Annotated in this window: 16 protein-coding genes and 1 other RNA gene; 4 read left to right on the top strand and 13 right to left on the bottom strand. The window is 72.3% G+C overall.

The genetic code is table 11. The features are described from left to right. The first annotated feature begins 70 nt into the window (after positions 1-70). Both G443_RS12365 and G443_RS12370 read left to right on the top strand, forming a co-directional pair. Positions 71-1,054, top strand: a complete 984-nt coding sequence (locus G443_RS12365; protein ID WP_026417232.1) for a bile acid:sodium symporter family protein — start codon at positions 71-73, stop codon at positions 1,052-1,054. Between the two features lie 454 nt (positions 1,055-1,508). Then, the gene (locus G443_RS12370) at positions 1,509-2,273 is read left to right on the top strand and encodes a nucleotidyltransferase domain-containing protein (protein ID WP_035291362.1); all 765 of its coding nucleotides are present in this window, start codon (positions 1,509-1,511) and stop codon (positions 2,271-2,273) included. Positions 2,274-2,328: 55 nt separating this feature from the next. On the opposite strand, the gene G443_RS12375 is transcribed toward G443_RS12370, so the two are convergent. From G443_RS12375 to G443_RS12405, 7 genes are all read right to left on the bottom strand, one after another. After that, on the bottom strand, positions 2,329-3,186 hold the full coding sequence (locus G443_RS12375; RefSeq protein WP_155886012.1) for an SGNH/GDSL hydrolase family protein: 858 nt from the start codon (positions 3,184-3,186) through the stop codon (positions 2,329-2,331). A gap of 383 nt (positions 3,187-3,569) precedes the next feature. Beyond that, positions 3,570-4,208: a response regulator gene (locus G443_RS12380; RefSeq protein WP_026417235.1), complete on the bottom strand. Its 639-nt coding sequence runs from the start codon at positions 4,206-4,208 to the stop codon at positions 3,570-3,572. Continuing rightward, positions 4,196-5,434: a sensor histidine kinase gene (locus tag G443_RS12385; RefSeq protein WP_245588665.1), complete on the bottom strand. Its 1,239-nt coding sequence runs from the start codon at positions 5,432-5,434 to the stop codon at positions 4,196-4,198. Before G443_RS12385 ends, G443_RS12380 begins: the two co-directional genes overlap by 13 nt. A 163-nt stretch (positions 5,435-5,597) precedes the next feature. Then, positions 5,598-6,383: a DsbA family protein gene (locus G443_RS12390; RefSeq protein WP_026417237.1), complete on the bottom strand. Its 786-nt coding sequence runs from the start codon at positions 6,381-6,383 to the stop codon at positions 5,598-5,600. A gap of 246 nt (positions 6,384-6,629) precedes the next feature. Beyond that, complete coding sequence (locus G443_RS12395) at positions 6,630-7,961, bottom strand: MFS transporter (protein WP_026417238.1); 1,332 nt, start codon at positions 7,959-7,961, stop codon at positions 6,630-6,632. A gap of 333 nt (positions 7,962-8,294) precedes the next feature. Then, the gene (locus G443_RS12400) at positions 8,295-10,160 is read right to left on the bottom strand and encodes a bifunctional metallophosphatase/5'-nucleotidase (RefSeq protein WP_245588666.1); all 1,866 of its coding nucleotides are present in this window, start codon (positions 10,158-10,160) and stop codon (positions 8,295-8,297) included. Positions 10,161-10,430: 270 nt separating this feature from the next. Further along, positions 10,431-11,447 (bottom strand): tryptophan--tRNA ligase, encoded by a 1,017-nt coding sequence (locus G443_RS12405; protein WP_026417240.1) that lies wholly within the window; start codon positions 11,445-11,447, stop codon positions 10,431-10,433. Here G443_RS12405 and G443_RS12410 point away from each other — a divergent pair. Then, positions 11,446-11,643: a hypothetical protein gene (locus tag G443_RS12410; protein WP_155886013.1), complete on the top strand. Its 198-nt coding sequence runs from the start codon at positions 11,446-11,448 to the stop codon at positions 11,641-11,643. The genes G443_RS12405 and G443_RS12410 overlap by 2 nt on opposite strands. 97 nt (positions 11,644-11,740) lie before the next feature. On the opposite strand, the gene ssrA is transcribed toward G443_RS12410, so the two are convergent. The 6 genes from ssrA to G443_RS12440 form a co-directional block, all read right to left on the bottom strand. Further along, positions 11,741-12,114: a transfer-messenger RNA gene (ssrA, locus tag G443_RS12415) on the bottom strand. A gap of 194 nt (positions 12,115-12,308) precedes the next feature. Beyond that, complete coding sequence (smpB, locus tag G443_RS12420; protein ID WP_026417241.1) at positions 12,309-12,785, bottom strand: SsrA-binding protein SmpB; 477 nt, start codon at positions 12,783-12,785, stop codon at positions 12,309-12,311. 57 nt (positions 12,786-12,842) lie between these two features. Beyond that, complete coding sequence (ftsX, locus tag G443_RS12425; RefSeq protein ID WP_026417242.1) at positions 12,843-13,745, bottom strand: permease-like cell division protein FtsX; 903 nt, start codon at positions 13,743-13,745, stop codon at positions 12,843-12,845. Positions 13,746-13,807: 62 nt separating this feature from the next. Beyond that, positions 13,808-14,497 carry a cell division ATP-binding protein FtsE gene (gene ftsE, locus G443_RS12430; protein ID WP_026066196.1) on the bottom strand — a complete coding sequence of 230 codons (690 nt, stop codon included), beginning with the start codon at positions 14,495-14,497 and terminating at the stop codon, positions 13,808-13,810. Between the two features lie 145 nt (positions 14,498-14,642). Next, entirely contained in the window at positions 14,643-15,746 is a 1,104-nt protein-coding gene (gene prfB, locus G443_RS12435; RefSeq protein ID WP_026417243.1) for a peptide chain release factor 2, read from the bottom strand. 166 nt (positions 15,747-15,912) lie between these two features. After that, positions 15,913-16,413 (bottom strand): PadR family transcriptional regulator, encoded by a 501-nt coding sequence (locus G443_RS12440; protein ID WP_026417244.1) that lies wholly within the window; start codon positions 16,411-16,413, stop codon positions 15,913-15,915. Between the two features lie 393 nt (positions 16,414-16,806). Here G443_RS12440 and G443_RS12445 point away from each other — a divergent pair, with 393 nt between their 5' ends. Beyond that, complete coding sequence (locus G443_RS12445) at positions 16,807-17,145, top strand: hypothetical protein (RefSeq protein ID WP_051313276.1); 339 nt, start codon at positions 16,807-16,809, stop codon at positions 17,143-17,145. The last annotated feature ends 94 nt before the right edge of the window (positions 17,146-17,239 follow it).

Below are 17,239 nucleotides of genomic sequence, written 5' to 3' on the forward strand. Positions count from 1 at the left end.
GAACGGGGGATACCCTTCGGCTCGGCCCCGGTGCCGGTTGGCGGACGGGGACCCGGCGGAGAGGACGATGATGTCGACACCACCACAGGGCGCGGTCGCCCGCGTCGCCGAGCTGGCCGGTCGCTGGTTCGGTGTCCTCGTGATCCTCGGCGCGGCGGTCGGGCTCGCCCTCCCCGGCCCCACCGCGACACTCGCCCCCTCCGTGCCGCTGCTGCTCGGCGTGATCATGTTCGGGATGGGCCTCACCCTGCGGCCCGCCGACTTCGCCCTGGTGCTCCGGAGGCCGTGGGCGGTGGGGATCGGGATCGTGGCCCAGTTCGCGGTCATGCCCGTCGCCGGCTGGCTGGTGGGCACGCTGCTCGGGCTGACCGGCGCCCTGCTGGTCGGCATGGTGCTGGTCGGCTCGGCACCGGGAGGCACCTCCTCCAACGTCATCGTGTTCCTCGCCAAGGGGGACGTGGCGCTCTCGGTCACGATGACCTCGGTCTCCACCCTGCTGGCTCCGGTGATGACCCCGCTGCTCGTGCTGTGGCTGGCCGGGTCGAGCCTCCCGGTGGACACGGCGGGGCTGCTCTTCTCGATCGTTCAGACGGTGCTGGTGCCGGTGGTCGCGGGCATCCTGCTGCGGGTGTTCGCCAGCCGCCTCGTCGCCCACATGCTGCCCGTGCTCCCACTGGTCTCGGTGACCGGTGTGGTCCTCGTGGTCGCCAGCGTCGTCGGGGCGAACGCGGACGCCGTGATCAGCAGTGGCGCGCTGCTGATGCTCGCCGTGGTCCTGCACAACGGCATCGGCTACCTGCTGGGCTACCTCGCCGCGCGGGCCGCCCGCCTGGACGAGGCCTCCCGGCGCGCCGTCAGCGTGGAGATCGGCATGCAGAACTCGGGCCTGGCGGCGAGCCTCGCGACCGTGCACTTCACCCCGCTCGCGGCCCTGCCGGCCGCGCTGTTCTCGGTCTGGCACAACATCTCCGGCGCGGCCATCGCCTCGTTCTGGGCCCGCCGGCCGACCAGGGACGACCGGGACGACAGGACGCCCGCCACCGGGACCGGCTGAGGTGACCGAGGTCGGGTACGCGTCCCGCACGGCGCCGAACGGGTGAAGGGCGAGTCCTCTCCCCTCCACCACCCCTGACCGGGGCACGTACCGCTCGGGCGCCCGAGGCACCCCGGCCTGGCCCGCTCCCCGGAGCGGCGGCACCGGGCCGCTCCTCCTCCGCGCCGAAGCAGCCACGGCACGCGCCCACCCACCCGCCGAGGACACCGTGCCAGCGGGAACCGGGGCCGGGCTCGGCATCACTGGGTCGGTCTCCGCGACCGCCCGAGCCGGGCCGTGGCGGACGGACCACCGGGGCGATCGGCCCCGGTCCGACGAGGCCTGGCACGCTGCCCGGACCAGCCCACCCGGTCGGGGATCGTGGGACCTCGCACGGTCAGCGGAGCGGTGGCCCCGCCCACGGCGACCGTCCCCGGTCCGGACGACCCGGCCCGATCTCGAACAGGGGTACCCCGTGACCGACAGCGCGTTCCTCACCGCGATCGCCGACACCCTGCACGCCCTCCCCGGCGTCCACGCCGTCTCCCTGGGCGGGTCGCGCGCCCAGGGGAGGGAGCGCCCGGATTCCGACTGGGACCTGGCGCTCTACTACCGGGGGGCGTTCGACCCCGAGGACCTGCGATCGGTGGGCTGGGAGGGCGAGGTCTCCGAGCTGGGCGCCTGGGGCGGCGGCGTGTTCAACGGCGGCGCATGGCTCCGGGTGGAGGGCAGGGCCGTCGACGTGCACTACCGCGATCTCGACGTCGTGGACGCCCAGATGGCGCGCGCCAGCCGGGGCGAGTTCGACATCGAGCCCCTGATGTTCCACCTGGCCGGTATCCCCACCTACCTGGTGGTCGGCGAACTCGGCCTGCACCGCGTCCTACGGGGGACCCTCCCCCGCGTGGACTACCCGGAGGCGTTGCGCCGCTCGGCGCCGGCGGTGTGGTCGGCCAGGGCGGACCTCACGCTCGACTACGCCGAGCACAACCACGCCCGCGCCGCCCGTGCCACCCAGTGCCTGGGTGGCATCGCCGTGGCCGCGACCCAGTACGCGCACGCCATCCTCGCCGCCCGGGGCGAATGGGTGACCAACGAGAAGGACCTGCTCTCCCGGGCGGGTCTCGACGTCCTCCACGGGGAGGTGCTGGCCGCGCGGGGCGAGCCGGACGCGCTGCGCGCCCTGGTCCGGGACACCAGGGTCCGGGGTCAGGCCCTGGTGCGCGACGCGACGGGCTGAGGGCGCGTGCGCGGCGTCCTCGGGGCGGGCACCGGGAGCCGTCGTGGAGCCCAGGTCACCCCGCGCCGCGCAGCCAGTCGCCGACCAGGCGGACGAGCACCGTGCCGCCCCGGTCGGTCAGGTGCAGGTTGTCCGAGTACACCCCGCCAGCCGACGACGAGACGCGGGCGGCGGTGCTGACGGCCGGACTCGCCGCACCCTCCGGTGGGGTCGGGCGCACCGCCCCGACCCGCTCGGCCCGCTCGCCCGGGGAGGGCGGTGGGGGGGTCGTCCACCCCAGCATCTCCCGGACCTCGGCGCCCACCGGCAGCAGGGTGACGCCGTGCTGTTCCGCGAGGTCCCTGATCACCTCGTTGTAGCCGGGCAGGCGGCGGTTCGCGTCGCTGTCCCGGTCCGGCCCGAGCGGGGGGAGGGTGCCCACCGCGAGGCGCGCGTCGGTTCCCTCGCGGGTCCGTGCCAGGATGGCGTCCAGGTTGGCCCGGTAACGGTCGAGGGGGACGCCGGTGCGGACGTCGTTCGTGCCGATCAGGACGGTGACGGCATCCGGATCGCAGGCGACGACATCCCGGTCCACCCGGGCCAGCAGGTCCGCGCTCGTGTCACCGTTCACGCCGGCGTTGACGAAACGGATCCCGGCCGGGCCGAGACGCTCGCGGAGCGCGCCGACCCAGTCCGAGCTCACCGAGCCCCGGGTCATGCTCGCGCCGGCCGTGACCACCAGGTAGTCCTCGGACGTGCCGCACCTGGCCGCGTTCGGGTCGGTCGGCGGCGAACTCGCCTTCCCACCGAGGCCGGCCACCCCGATCAACAGCGCGCACAGGGTGAGCGCGCTCGCGACGGGGCGGGACCGGCGTGGGCTCGGTGGTCCACTCCGCGTCTCCGCGCTCGTCCGGGTCGAGTCGTCCTCTCGCACCACGACACCTCCGCCGACGGTCGGATCCGCCGTGTCGACATACGGCCTCCGCACGGGTTTCCCGAGCGGCCGCACGCCAACCGGTTCATGGCTCCCGCCACAGCGCCGTTCCGCCGCCGCTGGCTCTCCGCCGGCGGTGGCTGGTCAGAGGGTCGCATGGACCGGCGTCCGCCGCCGGACGTCGGGCCGGGGGGCTGGCGGAGCCGCATCGACGGCCGCGAGCCGGCCCGACGGGTGGGGAACGGGCACGGCGCGGATGCCGTCCGGCTGCTCGCCGAGCCGTCCCCGGTCGCGACCCCCTCGTCGGGCGGCGGGAGGCCCCGACGCCACCGCCACGCCCTGGACGTCCTCGGCGTCCGCCCGCTCTCGCGGCAGGGGGAGGGTCAGCCCTCGAGGTAGGCGAGCACGGCCAGCACGCGACGGTGCCCGCTGTCCCCCGGCGGGAGGTCCAGTTTCGCGAAGATGTTCCCGACGTGCTTGTGCACGGCGCGGTCGGTCACGACGAGGCGTTCGGCGATCTCCCCGTTGGCGTAGCCCTGCGCCATCAGGCCCAGCACCTCCCGTTCGCGTGGGGTCAGCGTGACCAGCGGCCCCGCACGCCGCGCCAGCAGCTGCTTGACCACCTCGGGGTCCAGCGCGGTGCCGCCGGCGGCGACCCGGCCCAGCGCGTCCAGGAACTCCCCGATCCGCGCGACCCGGTCCTTGAGCAGGTAGCCGACTCCCCGCGCCCCGTCCGCGACCAGCTCCCGCGCGTAGGTCCCCTCCACGTACTGGGAGAGCACCAGCACGGGGAGGTCGGGCCGGTCACGACGGGCTCGCAGCGCCGCCCGGACGCCCTCGTCCCGGAACGACGGCGGGAGCCGGACGTCGACGACGGTGACGTCCGGCCGGTGCTCGGCGACGGCCCGGACGAAGCCATCACCGGTGGTGACCCGGGACACCACCTCGTGCCCCGAACTCGTGAGCACCAGCGACAGCCCTTCGGCCAGCAGCACGTTGTCCTCGGCGATCACCACTCGCACGGGCAGTCCACGAGCACCGTGGTGGGTCCACCCAGCGGGCTGTCGATGCGCAACCGGCCGTCCAGCGCCTCGACCCTGCGACGCATCCCCACGATCCCGGTCCCCGCTCCCTCCACGACGCCACCGGCGCCGTCGTCCCGGATCTCGGCGCGCAGCGAGCGGCCCTGCCTGCTGACCGCGACGGTCACCAGGGACGCGCCGCTGTGCTTGGCCGCGTTGGTGAGGGCCTCGACGACGACGAAGTACACCGCCGCCTCCACCGGGTCGGGCACCTCACCGAGCTCCCCGACGGACAGTTCGGTGGGTACCGCGCAGTCCGAGGCGACCGAGGCCAGTGCACCGGGCAGTCCCCGGTCGGAGAGGATCGGCGGGTACATCTGCCGCAGCACCTCACGCAGTTCGACCATGGCGTCCTCGGCCCCGGCGCGCGCCTTCGCGACCAGTTCGCCCACCGCCTGCGGGTCGTCGCCCAACCGGCGCTCGGCCAGGCCGAGGTGCATCGCGATGGACACCAGGCGGGCCTGGGTTCCGTCGTGCAGGTCCCGCTCGATCCGCCGCAGCTCGGCGTCGTGCGCGCTCACCGCGCCGCTGCGCGTCGCCCGGAGGGTGTCCACCCTCGCCGCCAGGCGTTCCCGCTCGCCGGGGTGCAGCAGCACCCGGTTGATCCACCCGAGCAGCGAGGCGGCGGCCACGGGGACCACCACGGCGAGCACGACGGCGAGCACGAGGGTCGTGCCGCCGAGGAGCCCGGCGCTGCCCCAGCTGTCCACCGGTTGCCCGGCCAGCATCCGCATCGGCTCGTCCTCGGGGAAGACCCACCAGAAGCCGGTCGCGACCAAGGCCACCAGCGGCGTCACCGCGACGCCGAGCCCCAGGACTCCCAAGGTGGTGCCCGCGACCATCGACGTCGGGAGCCACCGCAGGTCGCGCCAGGTCACCGGGTCGCCCAGCGACTCGGCCAGCCGCTGGCCGGCCGCGCGCGGGACCTCCGGGGTGGGGCGGCCGGTGAACCGGTCCGTCTCCCGCCTCGCCACGTCCGCGAGCCGGGCGAGCACCCGAAGCCCCACCGGCAGCAGGAACAACCCCACCCCCAGCAGGCAGAGCGCGGCCAGCAGGAGGAGTACCGGGAGCAGCGCCATGCTGGCCACCCCGAGACCCACCCCCACCGCGCAGAACCGGAGGGCGCGGGGGACCCGTGCCAGTCCGGAGCTCGACTCGTCACTCACCGGGCGCACCCCTCGTCTCGTCCTCGTTCCACGCGCCGATTCTGTCCCGGCGCGGGACGGGAGCGCGGTGGAGCGGGCTACACCCTCTCACCGGGCACGCGGTCATCGACCGGCGTGCGGAGGTGGGCCGACCGGCGGGTGCGGCGACCAGCGCGAGCCGTGGTCACCGCCCCGAGGCGAGCACCTGGTCCAGCCAGTCGGGCTGACCCCAGTCGATCATCCGCTCCCCGACGGCCACGGTCGGCGTGCCGAAGCTCCCGTCCTGCAGGAGGTAGCCGCGGTTGGGGATGTCCTCCATCTCGGCGTCCACCTCGGCGCGGTGCTCACCCTCCCGCACGCAGGTCGCGAACTCGTCACCCTCGATACCCAGGTCACGGCCCAGCTCGACGAACTGGTCGGCGTCGTACCCGCGCCGGCCCTCGGTGGGCTGGGCGGCGAACAGGCTGGCGTGGTAGTCGGGGAACTGGCCGGCGTCGGCGGCGCACAGGGTCGCGTTGGCCGCGTCGCCCGAGTAGCCGGCGGGGTCCGAGGCCGCGTCGAGGAACGGCAGCATGTGGTACCGGACCTGGAGGTTGCCCTGGGCGATCTCGGACTCGATGCGCTCGGCGTAGGCCTCCTCGAAAGCCCCGCAGCCGGGGCACAGGAAGTCCTCGTAGAGGTCGATCGTCACCGGTGCGGTGTCCTCGCCGGCCACCACCACGGCGCCGTCCCGCTGGGCGGCGAAGTCGACGCTGGCCGAGCCGGCGGGGATCGACTGTTCGGCCTGCTGCTGGTCCTGGTTCCTGGTGAACAGCACCCCGCCGATGATCACGGCGGCGACCACGAGCACCACCACCACGCCAACCACGACGGGTTTGGCGTTGCGGTTCGACGCGCGGGCGGCGCTGACCGCCTTCGCCCCCTGGTTCGCCTGCCGCTTCTTCCGCGCGTTGCGCTCCGCGCCTCCCACGTCCACGTCCCTTCCGTGCCGACCCGCGGCCGCGACCGTCCGCTCCGCGCGGGCCGTCGAGCCGATCGCCCAGCAGGGTACTCAGCGGTCCTGAGAGCGAGCTGAGGACAGTCGAGGGCAGGGTTGACGGCGTCCGCGCAGGTGCCAGGGGTTCCGCCGCCCGCCTGGGCGCCCGTTCCACGCCGGCCGGCCGCCCCCGGTGCGTCCGATTTCACCCGATCGACTGGGCTCACCGGTGCGATCGGATCAGCGGGGCGGCGTGGGTTCGGCGACCCGTTCCCCGCTGGGCGGTTCCGGCCCCTCGTCGAGCGCCCCGGACTCCGCGGCCACCGTCGAACCGGTCTCGGCCGGGTCCCCGCCGTCCTTGGGCAGGGTCTCCGGGGCGAAGGCCCAGAACAGGGAGGCGACCACGGCGACGGCCCCGGTCACCCCGAAGGCCAGGCCGTAGGAGGAGACGTCCACGAGCAATCCCGCGAGCAGGGGGCCCACGATGGCACCGACGTCGGCGGCCATCTGGAAGCCGGCGAGCACCGGTCCGCCCCCTCCCCGTCGGCCGATCACGTCCGCGACGGCGGCACCCTGGGGCGGGCTGAGCAGGCCGGCACCGAGCCCGGCGACCAGCGACGCGGCCAGGAAGGCCGGGACGGTCGTGGTGAACCCCAACCAGGCCGTGCCGCCGGCCGAGACCAACAGCCCGGCGAGCACCAGGGGTTTCCGCCCGATCTGGTCGGCCAGTCGACCGGAGAACAGGAGCACCACGGCGTTGCCAGCGGCGAACACGGCCAGGGAGATCCCGGCCATGCTCTCCCCCACCCGCAACGCCTCGACGACGAAGAGGGGCAGGAGGGAGATCCGCACGCCGAAGACGGCCCAGCCGTGGGCGAAGTTCGACACGAGCGCGGCGCGGTAGGTGGCGTTGCGCAGGGCGTCCCGGACGCTCATCGGGTCGCTGGAGTCCTTGTCCTCCCGCGCGGCCAGCGCCGAGTTCCGGAGGAAGAACCAGGTGCTGAGGACGGCGAGCAGCGTCATCCCGGCGTAGATGAGGAACGGCGCGCGGATCGAGGTCTCGACGAGACCGCCGCCGATCAGGGGGCCCGCGATGTTGCCCAGCAGGAAGGAGGTCGCCCACAGCCCGGAGGCGCGGCCACGCATCGTCGACGGGGCGAGTCGGATCAGCAGCGCGATCCCGGACACGGTGAACATGGTGGAGCCGATGCCGCCGAGCGACCGGAAGAGCAGCATCTGCCAGTACTCGGCCGCGAAGGCGCAGGCGCCGGTGGCCACGCCGGTGATGCTGAGCCCCACGAGGTAGACGGGGCGCTCACCGAGCCGTGTGACGAGGCGACCACCGAGGGGGGCGAAGAGCAACCGCATCGCGGCGAAGGCGCTGACGATCATGGAGACCGCGGTCACGCCGACGTCGAAGCTCGCGGCGAAGGTGGGCAGCGCGGGCGCGACGATCCCGAACCCGACCGCGATCACGAAGTTCGCGACGCAGAGGACCCAGATCTCCACGGGTAGCCTGCCGCCGGTCTCCGGAGTCCGTCTCTTCCGTCGTTCCCCGGCTGCCGACCGCACTGTGTGCCTCCTCAATCTTCTTAGCTTGGCTAAGAATACAGACGGGGAAGTGCTTTCCCCAATCCGACAATCCGGTCGGGTACCAGCGTCGACCCGACCCCGCCCACCGGCCGTGGTCAACGCCGACGGCCCTTCCCCGCATTCCCGACCGCGCCCGCGCCGGGACCGGTGGTCCGGGTGGGACCGGCTCCGACCAGGGGAACGTCCGCTCCCGGCCACCTGGGTGCCGGAAGCCGCGACGCGTCCGAACGAAGGCCGGCGGGCCGACCCCCACGAGGGGATCGACCCGCCGGTCACGTCCACCGGCCACCTCGTCGGGCGACCGGACGACCGTCAGCCCACCGAGACGATGCGGCCCTCTCCTCCGGACGGGTACCGCTCCGAGGAGACCGTGCCGCCCAGCCCCTCCCGCAGGTAGCCGCTGAGCGCCTGCTGGTCGGTGCGCCCGACCACGGTGAAGTCCAGGCCGACGAAGGGGTAACCGTCCCCGCCCCGAGCGGAGAAGTCGTTCACCGCCACCGACACCGCCGGGCCGTCCACGACCTCACCGTCGGCCACCAGCACCGTCCCGTCGTCGAGGACGACGTCCCGAACCCGCTCGCCCGGTGTCAGGACCTCCCCGGTGTTCACCTCGACCACCTGCGCCGTCTCCTCCACGTCGTAGGTGAACCTCATCCCCGACACCTGCATGAACTGGCCCGCCTGCCCCGGCAGCGCCGCCACGCCCCGCTCCAGCAGCTGGCGCAGCCGGTCCCGGGGCACGTCGGGCACCACGGACACGAAGTTGCCGAACGGCGAGACCTCGAACGTGTTCAGCTCGCTGACGGGGCCGGCCGGGATCACCGTGCCGTTGCGGATGCCGCCCCCGTTCTGGATGGCGACCTCGGGCACCGGGACGTCGTACTCGTCGGCCTGCTCCGCCGCCTGCCAGCGCACCGCGTCGGCCAGCAGGTTGCCCAGGTTGGTCTCCCGGGACCGGACGTTCTCCCGGACGCCGTCGAGCGGGACCTCGCTCGTCGCGACGACCGTCTCCGCCATGTTCTCCAGGTAGGCCAGCACCGGCTCCTCGACGTGCCGCCGCACCCAGGGATCGGGCTCCACCGCGTCCTCGCCGACACCGGCGACCCGCACCGGCCCGGTCCTCTCCTCGTCCCACCCGAGCAGGTCGCCGGCACGGTCGAAGTTCAGCACGATCCGACCGATGTACTTGTAGTCGCCGGTGGTGGTCACGACCGGCACCACCCGGCCGTCCCTGTCCTTCTCCACCAGCGGGAACTCCCGCTCGGCCACGTCGCCCGGCACCAGCGGATCGCCGTCGTTGGCGAGGATCTCCCCACCGCCGGCTCCGACCACGACGTCGACCCCGGAGAGCTCCGGGACGAGCGCCAGCTCGTTGTCGATGTCCTGGAGGTGCGAGACCAGGACGACCTTGGTCACCCCCCGCTCGGCGAGGCCCTCGGCCAGGCCGTTGGTGATCTCCGCCAGCTCCGGCAGCACCCGGACACCGCGCGGGCTGGAGAGCGCCGGCAGGTCGGGGGTGGTGAGCCCGATGATGCCGATCTGCTCACCGGCCTCGCGGAACACCCGCGTGGAGACGATCGTGCCGTCGTCGGTGTGGGCGGTCAACGAGGGTTCCGCCGTGAAGTCGAGGTTCGAGCTGACGAAGTCGAGGGTGCCGTCGAACCCGTTGATGAAGTCCGCGAGCACCTCGGGGCCGAAGTCGAACTCGTGGTTGCCGATGATGGAGGCGTCGTAGTCCATCGCCTTCATCGCCAACGAGTCGTAGTACGGCGCGCCCTTGTCGATGCTCGCCGCGAACTCGGGTCCGGGCAGGAAGTTGTCACCACCGGACAGCAGCAGCGAGGCCCTGCGCGGAGAGCCGGTGCGGTCCGTCGCCGCCTCCACGCGCAGTTGGTCGACGAGTGTCCTCGCTCGTGCGACACCGCCGAAGCTGCGCTCCTCCTCCGGGCTGATCTGGCCGTCACCGTCGATGTCCGCGTCCACGCCGAGCAGGGCGGACTCACCGTCGTTGGTGAACAGCAGGGTGAGCGTGAAGCCGTCACGGGGGGCGGGGGCCGAGGCAGCGGCGACCGTCTCGGTGGCGGCGGCGGGAGCGGCCACCGCGGCCAGGGTCACCGCGCCGAGCGCGAGGGCGGCCAGGGCGCGGGGCCGGCGACCGGCAGGTCTGGGGGCGGGCACGGTTCTCCTTGCGGTTCGGAGGGTTCGGGACGTCACAACCCGGAGGTATCGAACCAACCCCGGTGAACCGTGTCGAGAACGCGTGCTTGATTCACGGGAAATTCGTCATGATGTTCGCACCGCCGTGATGACGGGACTCCCGTCCGCTACCACGCGTGCGGCCAGCGGCCCCCTCCCGGCCCGCCCTGGGTGAATCACCCGGCTGCCGCTCCGGCCCGCCCGGGACGGTGGCGGGTCGCCCCGCCACCGCTGACGGCCGCTGACGGCCGCTCACATCCCGACAGCGGCCCGGACCTGGTCGAGCAGCGGACGCGCCCGGCGACGCGCCTTCTCGGCACCCTCCGCGAGCGCGCGGTCGAGTTCACTCCCTGGCGCCATCAGTTCCTCGTACCGGGCACGGAGATCCCGCAGTTGCTCGTTGAGGACCTCGAAGAGCTGGTTCTTCAGCTCACCCCACCCGACGCCGCCGGCCTCCAGCCGCTTCCGCGTCTCCGCCACGGTCTCGGCGTCGGCGAACTGCTCCAGGATCCGGAAGACGGGCGACGAGTCCGGGTCCTTCGGCTCCTCGACGGGAACGCTGTCGGTCGGGATCCGCCTGATCAGCTTCCGCAGCTTCGGCTCCGGGAGGAAGAGCGGAATGGTGTTGTCGTAGGACTTGCTCATCTTCCGACCGTCGGTGCCGGGCAGCGTCCGCCCCGCCTCCGCCTCGGGTACGACGGCCTTGGGCACGTGGAACCGGAACGACGCACCGTAGTGGTGGTTGAAGGAGCCGGCGATGTCGGCGGCGATCTCCACGTGCTGTGTCTGGTCCCGACCGACCGGCACCAGGTCCGAGTTCATCAGCAGGATGTCGGCGGCCATCAGGATCGGGTAGTTGTACAGCCCCATGTTGACGCCGGAGTCCAGGTCGTCACGCCCGGCCTCGGCGTTGCGGTCCCGGATCGCCTTGTAGGCGTGCGCCCGGTTCATCAGCCCCTTGCCGGTCAGGCAGGACAGCACCCACGCGAGCTCGAAGGTCTCCGGCACGTCCGACTGCCGGTAGAAGATCGTGCGCTCGGTGTCCAGCCCCGCCGCCATCCACGTCGCCGCGACGCTCCGCGTGTACTCACGGACCTTCTCCGGGTCCCGGATCGTGGTGAGCGCGTGGTAGTCGGCGATGAAGTAGATCGAGTCGTGCTCCTCCACCAGCGACAGGGCGGGCCGGATCGCACCGATCAGGTTGCCGATGTGGGGGTCACCGGTCGGCTTGATTCCGGTCAGGGAGACCTTGCGTGCGGGCGCTGCCATGACAGGGCATGTTACCCGGGCGGTCGTGGACGGCATCGCTGGTTTCCCGCCGCCCGGCCGGCCCCGCGAGGGGTCCACCTCCCGCGACCGATTCGCCGAGCTCGACGTCACCTCCGTCGACCTGCCCACCAACCACGGGCCGATGCTGACCGAGCCCGAGGAGCTCGCCCGGGTCCTCCTGGCCACCGCGCGGTGAGGGAGACGTCCTCACCGCACTCGGAGGCCCACCCGGGGACGAGGGGCCAGGACGCACGAAGGGTGGCCCGCGTGTCGCGGGCCACCCTCTGGGTTTCGAGTGGAGGTGCCGGGAATTGAACCCGGGTCCTCCGACGCTTCCTCAGGACTTCTCCGTGCGCAGTCCGCTCAGCCTCTACTTGACTCCACCGGTCACGCGAACCTGCCGGTGTGACGAGCCCAGCTACTGTGAGGTGTCCTGCCAGTTCCCGTAGCCAGTCCTAGCAGTTGAGCCTTCTCAATGATGCCGGGGTCCGGGACGAAGGCGTTCCCGGTCCGACAGAGTTAGTCCTCGCTCAGGCGGCGAGGGCGAACTCGGCGCGACTCTTGTTGTCGGCGCTTATTTGTTGTGCGGCGACGCTCTAGGTGGTCTCCCGCCTGCACCTGCACGCTTCCCCTGACTCACCGTCCGGAGTCGAAACCGTTCACCCCCTTGTCGTGACGCGTCCAGCATAACGCGTGAGCCCACCCGGTTCATTCCCATTTCCGGAGCTGGCCCTCCCGGGGACCGTACCCACCGGGTGGCGCGCCGGCACCCGGCGGCGCCCGGACAGGACCCCACCGGCGACCGCGCAGGTCAGCGGCCCCGCCACCCCGGATCGTGACCCGCGCCACTCCACTCGCGGGTCACCACTTGCCCTTGCGGGCCCGCCCCACGGCCCGCTCCATCTCCCGCTCGGCGTCCCGTTTGGCGATGGCCTGCCGCTTGTCGTGGGCCTTCCGCCCCCTGGCCAGCGCCAGTTCGACCTTGACCTTGCCGTCCTTGAAGTAGAGGGAGAGCGGCACGAGGCTGAGCCCGCTCTCCTTCGTCTTCCCGATCAGCCGCAGGATCTCGGCCTTGTGCAGCAGCAGCTTCCTGGTCCGCCTCGGGGTGTGGTTGGTCCACGTCCCCTGCGCGTACTCGGGGATGTGCAGCCCCCGGAGCCACACCTCCCCGTCGTCGACGGTGGCGAAGGCGTCCACCAGCGAGGCGCGTCCGGCCCGGAGGCTCTTCACCTCGGTGCCCATCAGGGCGATCCCGGCCTCGTAGCTGTCCAGCACGGAGTAGTCGTGTCGCGCCCGCTTGTTCGACGCGATCACCTTCTGGCCTCGTTCCTTCGCCATGCGATGAACTCTACGGGTCCTCGCAAACCGTTTCCCCGGACCGCCGCGCCACCACCACTAGTTGCGCACGTAGAGCCGCAGCGTGACGTAGCCCGTCACGGCCGAGACGGCCGCCGCCACCCCGAACAGCACCGGTGAGATGAGCAGCACGTCGGCCAGCGACAGCTCGGGGATGATGTTCGCCTCGATCGGCCCCTGCAACACCCGGTCGATGAAGCCCAGCTTCGCCACGACCAGGCCGCCGACCGCCAGGAGGGCACCGATCAGGCCGGCGACCACCGCTTCCAGGAGGAACGGGAGTTGCGTGTACCAGCGCGTCGCGCCGACCAGCCGCATGATCCCCACTTCCGTCCGCCTCGTGAACGCCGACACCTGGATGGTGTTGGAGATCAGCAGGAGCGCGGCGATGGCCTGGACGAGCGCGATGGCGAACGTCGCGTTCCGGACGCCACCGAGCAGGTCGAACAGGCGGTCGAGGAACTCGGCCTGGTCCACCACCCGGTTCACGCCCGCCTGGCCGCTGAACTCCTCCTCCAGCGCCGCGAACCGCTCCGGGTTCTCCAGCTTCACCCGGAACGACGCCGGCAGCGACTCGGGGCGGGTCAGGTCGACCAGCTCGGGCTGGCCGGCGAAGATCTGCTGGAACCGGGCGTAGGCCTCCTCCCTGCTCTCGAACACCACCGACTCGACGCCCGCGGCGTTCTGCAGGGAGGACTGGAGGCCGGCACAGGGTTCGTCCGAGCAGGTCGCGTCGCTCTGGCTGACGTCGTCCGTGAGGTGCACGTACACCTCGAGGTGGTCGAGGTAGTTCTCGCCCATCCGGTCGATCATGCGAACGACGAGCAGACCGCCGCCCAGCAGGCCGAGCGAGATTGCGGTCGTGAGGATCATCGCGATGGTCATCGTGACGTTCCGGCGCAAGCCGGTGAGGACCTCGCTGAACACGAAACTGGCGCGCATCGGGGGAAGCGATCCTTGCGAATTCGGGGGAGGAGGGCGGGGTGGTTCAGCCGGGGCCGGGGCTAACGGCCAACGCCGTAGACACCCCGGGAGTCGTCACGAGTCACCTTGCCGAACTGCAGCTCGACCACCCGGCGACGCATGGAGTCGACGATCGAGTGGTCGTGGGTGGCCATGAGGACGGTGGTGCCGGTGCGGTTGATCCGCTCCAGCAGCAACATGATGTCCTGGCTCGTGTCGGGGTCGAGGTTACCGGTCGGTTCGTCGGCCAACAGGAGGAGCGGCCGGTTCACGAACGCACGGGCGATGGCGACGCGCTGCTGCTCGCCACCCGACAACTCGTTCGGCATCCGCTCGGCCTTGCCGTCGAGCCCCACCAGCTGGAGCACCTCGGGCACCACCTTCCGGATGGTGTGCCTCGGCTTGCCGATGACCTCGAGCGCGAAGGCGACGTTCTCGGCGACCGTCTTGTTGACGAGCAGCCGGAAGTCCTGGAAGACGCAGCCGATGCGTTGCCGCAACCGGGGCACCCGGCGCCGGGGCAGCTTCGTCAGATCCCAGTCGGCGACGTGGATCTCGCCCTTGGTCGGTACGTCCTCACGCAGCAGCAATCGCAGGAAGGTCGACTTCCCTGACCCGGACGGGCCGATGAGGAACACGAACTCGCCCTTGTCGACGCTGACCGAGACGTCCTCCAGGGCCGGGCGCGGTGAGGTCTTGTAGACCTTGGTCACGTGCTCTAGCCGGATCACGGCTGGCCAGTCTACTCACGCCCGTGCGGCGGCCCGGACGCGTCCCGTCCCAGCTCACGACGGTCACCGAGGGTGTCTGACATGCGCGAAGAGTCAGCGGGCCACCGGTGCCGCGCGAGCGGGACGAGGACGGTCGAACCTCCGGTCAGCTCTCGGACTGCCGGCGCCAGCGGATGCCGGACTCCAGGAAACCGTCGATGTCGCCGTCGAGCACGGCCGTCGGGTTGCCCACCTCGAAGTCGGTCCGGAGGTCCTTGACCATCTGGTAGGGGTGCAGCACGTAGGAACGCATCTGGTTGCCCCAGCTGGAGCCGCCGTCACCCCGGAGCGCGTCGAGCTTGGCCCGCTCCTCCTGGCGCTGCCGCTCCAACAGCTTGGCCTGAAGGACGCCCATCGCCGTGGCGCGGTTCTGGAGCTGCGACCGCTCGTTCTGGCAGGACACGACGATCCCGGTGGGCAGGTGGGTGATCCGGACGGCGGAGTCGGTGGTGTTCACGCCCTGCCCGCCCGGCCCGGAGGACCGGTAGACGTCGATCCGGAGGTCCTTCTCGTCGATCTCGACGTGGTCGGCCTGCTCGACGACCGGGACGACCTCCACCCCCGCGAACGAGGTCTGCCGGCGCCCCTGGTTGTCGAAGGGCGAGATCCGGACGAGGCGGTGCGTCCCCTGCTCGACGGAGAGGGTGCCGTAGGCGAAGGGGGCGGTGACCCGGAAGGTCGCGGACTTCAGCCCGGCCTCCTCCGCGTAGGAGGTGTCGTAGACGTCGGTCTTGTACCCGTGGCGCTCCGCCCAGCGCAGGTACATGCGCAGCAGCATCTCGGCGAAGTCCGCGGCGTCGACCCCGCCGGCCTCGGCGCGCAGGGTGACCAGGGCGTCCCGGTCGTCGTACTCGCCGGACAGCAGGGTCCGGACCTCCATCGACGCGATGTCCTTGCGCAGCCGCGCCCGTTCGTCGTCGGCCTCGGAGGCCGAGCCGGCGTCGGCTTCCTCCTCCGCGAGCTCGTAGAGCACCTCCAGGTCGTCGAGGCGCTGCCGCAGGTCGGAGACCCGACGCAGTTCGCTCTGCTTGTGCGAGAGCTTGCTGGTGACGGTCTGGGCGTGCTCCACGTCGTCCCACAGGCTCGGGGACTCGGCCTGCTTCTCCAGCTCGGCGATCTCGGTGCGCAGGCCGTCCAGGTCCATGACGGCCTCGACGCTGGACAGCGTGGTGGACAGGTCCTTCAGGTCAGCGGCGACGTCGGGGTTCACGAACACGAAGCGTACGCGTCCGGCGGGGGCCCGCGCTCAACCGGGGAGCAGGAGGCCTGGACGCCCGTGGGCCGCGCGTCGGCACCGCCCCGGGTCGGGCGGTCGAGCTCGACCGCCCGGTGGACGGTCGCGCCCGAACCGGCCCGCCTCCCACTCGTGGTGGGGATCAGTCCGTCGGCACGGTGTCGAGCAGTTTCAGCAGGGCTCGGCTGTGCGCGACCGCGAAGTCGGCGACCGCCTTGGTGAAGGGGTCGTCGGCCGCCTTCGCGTCCTGCTTCGCGGCGTCCAGCCTGGCGGCGGCGTCCGGTCGCGCCGCCTCCACCAGGGCGCGTCGCTGCCGAGCCGTGAGAGACCCGGCGTAGGCGAGCCTGAGCACCAGCGGACTCCGGAGGTTGTCCGGTCCCGGTTCGGTGTTCAGCCATGCCTTGAAGGCCCGCTTGCCCGCGGCGGTGATCACGTACTGCTGGCTGGAGCGTGGGCCCTGTTTGCCCAGCCGCAAGAGGCCGTTCTGCGCCAGAGCCGGAAGTTCCCGGTAGACCTGGCTCCTGGTGACGCTGAAGAACCCACCAAAGCGTTCGGCAACCGCCGCGACGAGCTGCCCGCCGGTCATGGGACCGTCGTGCAGCAGGCCGAGCAGTGCGGCAGACGTTGAGTTCAACTCGGACACGGCTCCACGGTGCCACGGCGCGCGCGGCTCGTCCACAGTGGCCGAGGCCGGGCCGGGGCCTGTCCTGGCTGGTCCCCCCGACGATGCCCCGAAAGGGTCAGCGACGGTACGGCCCGTGGCACGCCGCGCCTTCCTCCACACCCGCCTCCGGGCCTTCCGGCCCCGGACATCGCCTGGTCAGGGGCGGCCAGCGGCGCCTACCGCACATCGCCGGTCCGCGCCAGCCGGAAGCCCGGGACTCCCGTCACCCACTTTCGCGGCCCGACGGGGAAGGGCCATGCGATCGGGCGGAAATCGCGCACTCGCCGCGCGCGTTCCGGGCGCCCCGTCGAGCATGACGAGGTCCGGCCCCCTGGCCGAGCACAGATTCCCCCGACCGGAGGTAGTCGTCGAATGCACCGCAGCTGGCTGCGAGACAGGGCCGCCGCCCGGAGCGCCGAGGTACGGGACCAGGTCGCCGAACGCGCCCGCACCCTGAGGACTCGGTTCCTCCCCCCGCCGGCCGACGACGGCGAACGGTGCGGGGTGTGTGGACGCGCGCTGCGGGGACAGCACCGGCGCTCGGGTACCGAACGGGCCTGTTCGGCCGCCTGTGCCCGTCGGTGGGCGGAACGCGTGGAGGAGGCCGAACGGGAACGGGCGGAGCAGGAGGAGACCGAGCGCGCCGAGCGGCGCGCCTGGGAGCGGTGGCGGGCGGTGGTGGCCGAGGCGGAGGGGCCGACCTCCTCCTGAGGCGGGGCGGCCCTCAGCACCACCGGCCGGGCCACCCGCCCGGTCACCCACCTCCGGCGGGTCATCGGGTCCCGACGGAGGTGCACGGCGGTCC

The organism is Actinoalloteichus caeruleus DSM 43889, from assembly GCF_000429185.2.
Taxonomy (GTDB): domain Bacteria; phylum Actinomycetota; class Actinomycetes; order Mycobacteriales; family Pseudonocardiaceae; genus Actinoalloteichus_B; species Actinoalloteichus_B caeruleus.

Coding starts and splice junctions, on each gene's coding strand:
- ftsX (WP_026417242.1), bottom strand. CDS start 13,745: ATGCGCGCCAGTTTCGTGTTCAGCGAGGTCCTCACCGGCTTGCGCCGG.
- smpB (WP_026417241.1), bottom strand. CDS start 12,785: ATGGCGAAGGAACGAGGCCAGAAGGTGATCGCGTCGAACAAGCGGGCG.
- G443_RS12410 (WP_155886013.1), top strand. CDS start 11,446: ATGACAGGGCATGTTACCCGGGCGGTCGTGGACGGCATCGCTGGTTTC.
- G443_RS12405 (WP_026417240.1), bottom strand. CDS start 11,447: ATGGCAGCGCCCGCACGCAAGGTCTCCCTGACCGGAATCAAGCCGACC.
- G443_RS12445 (WP_051313276.1), top strand. CDS start 16,807: ATGCACCGCAGCTGGCTGCGAGACAGGGCCGCCGCCCGGAGCGCCGAG.
- G443_RS12365 (WP_026417232.1), top strand. CDS start 71: ATGTCGACACCACCACAGGGCGCGGTCGCCCGCGTCGCCGAGCTGGCC.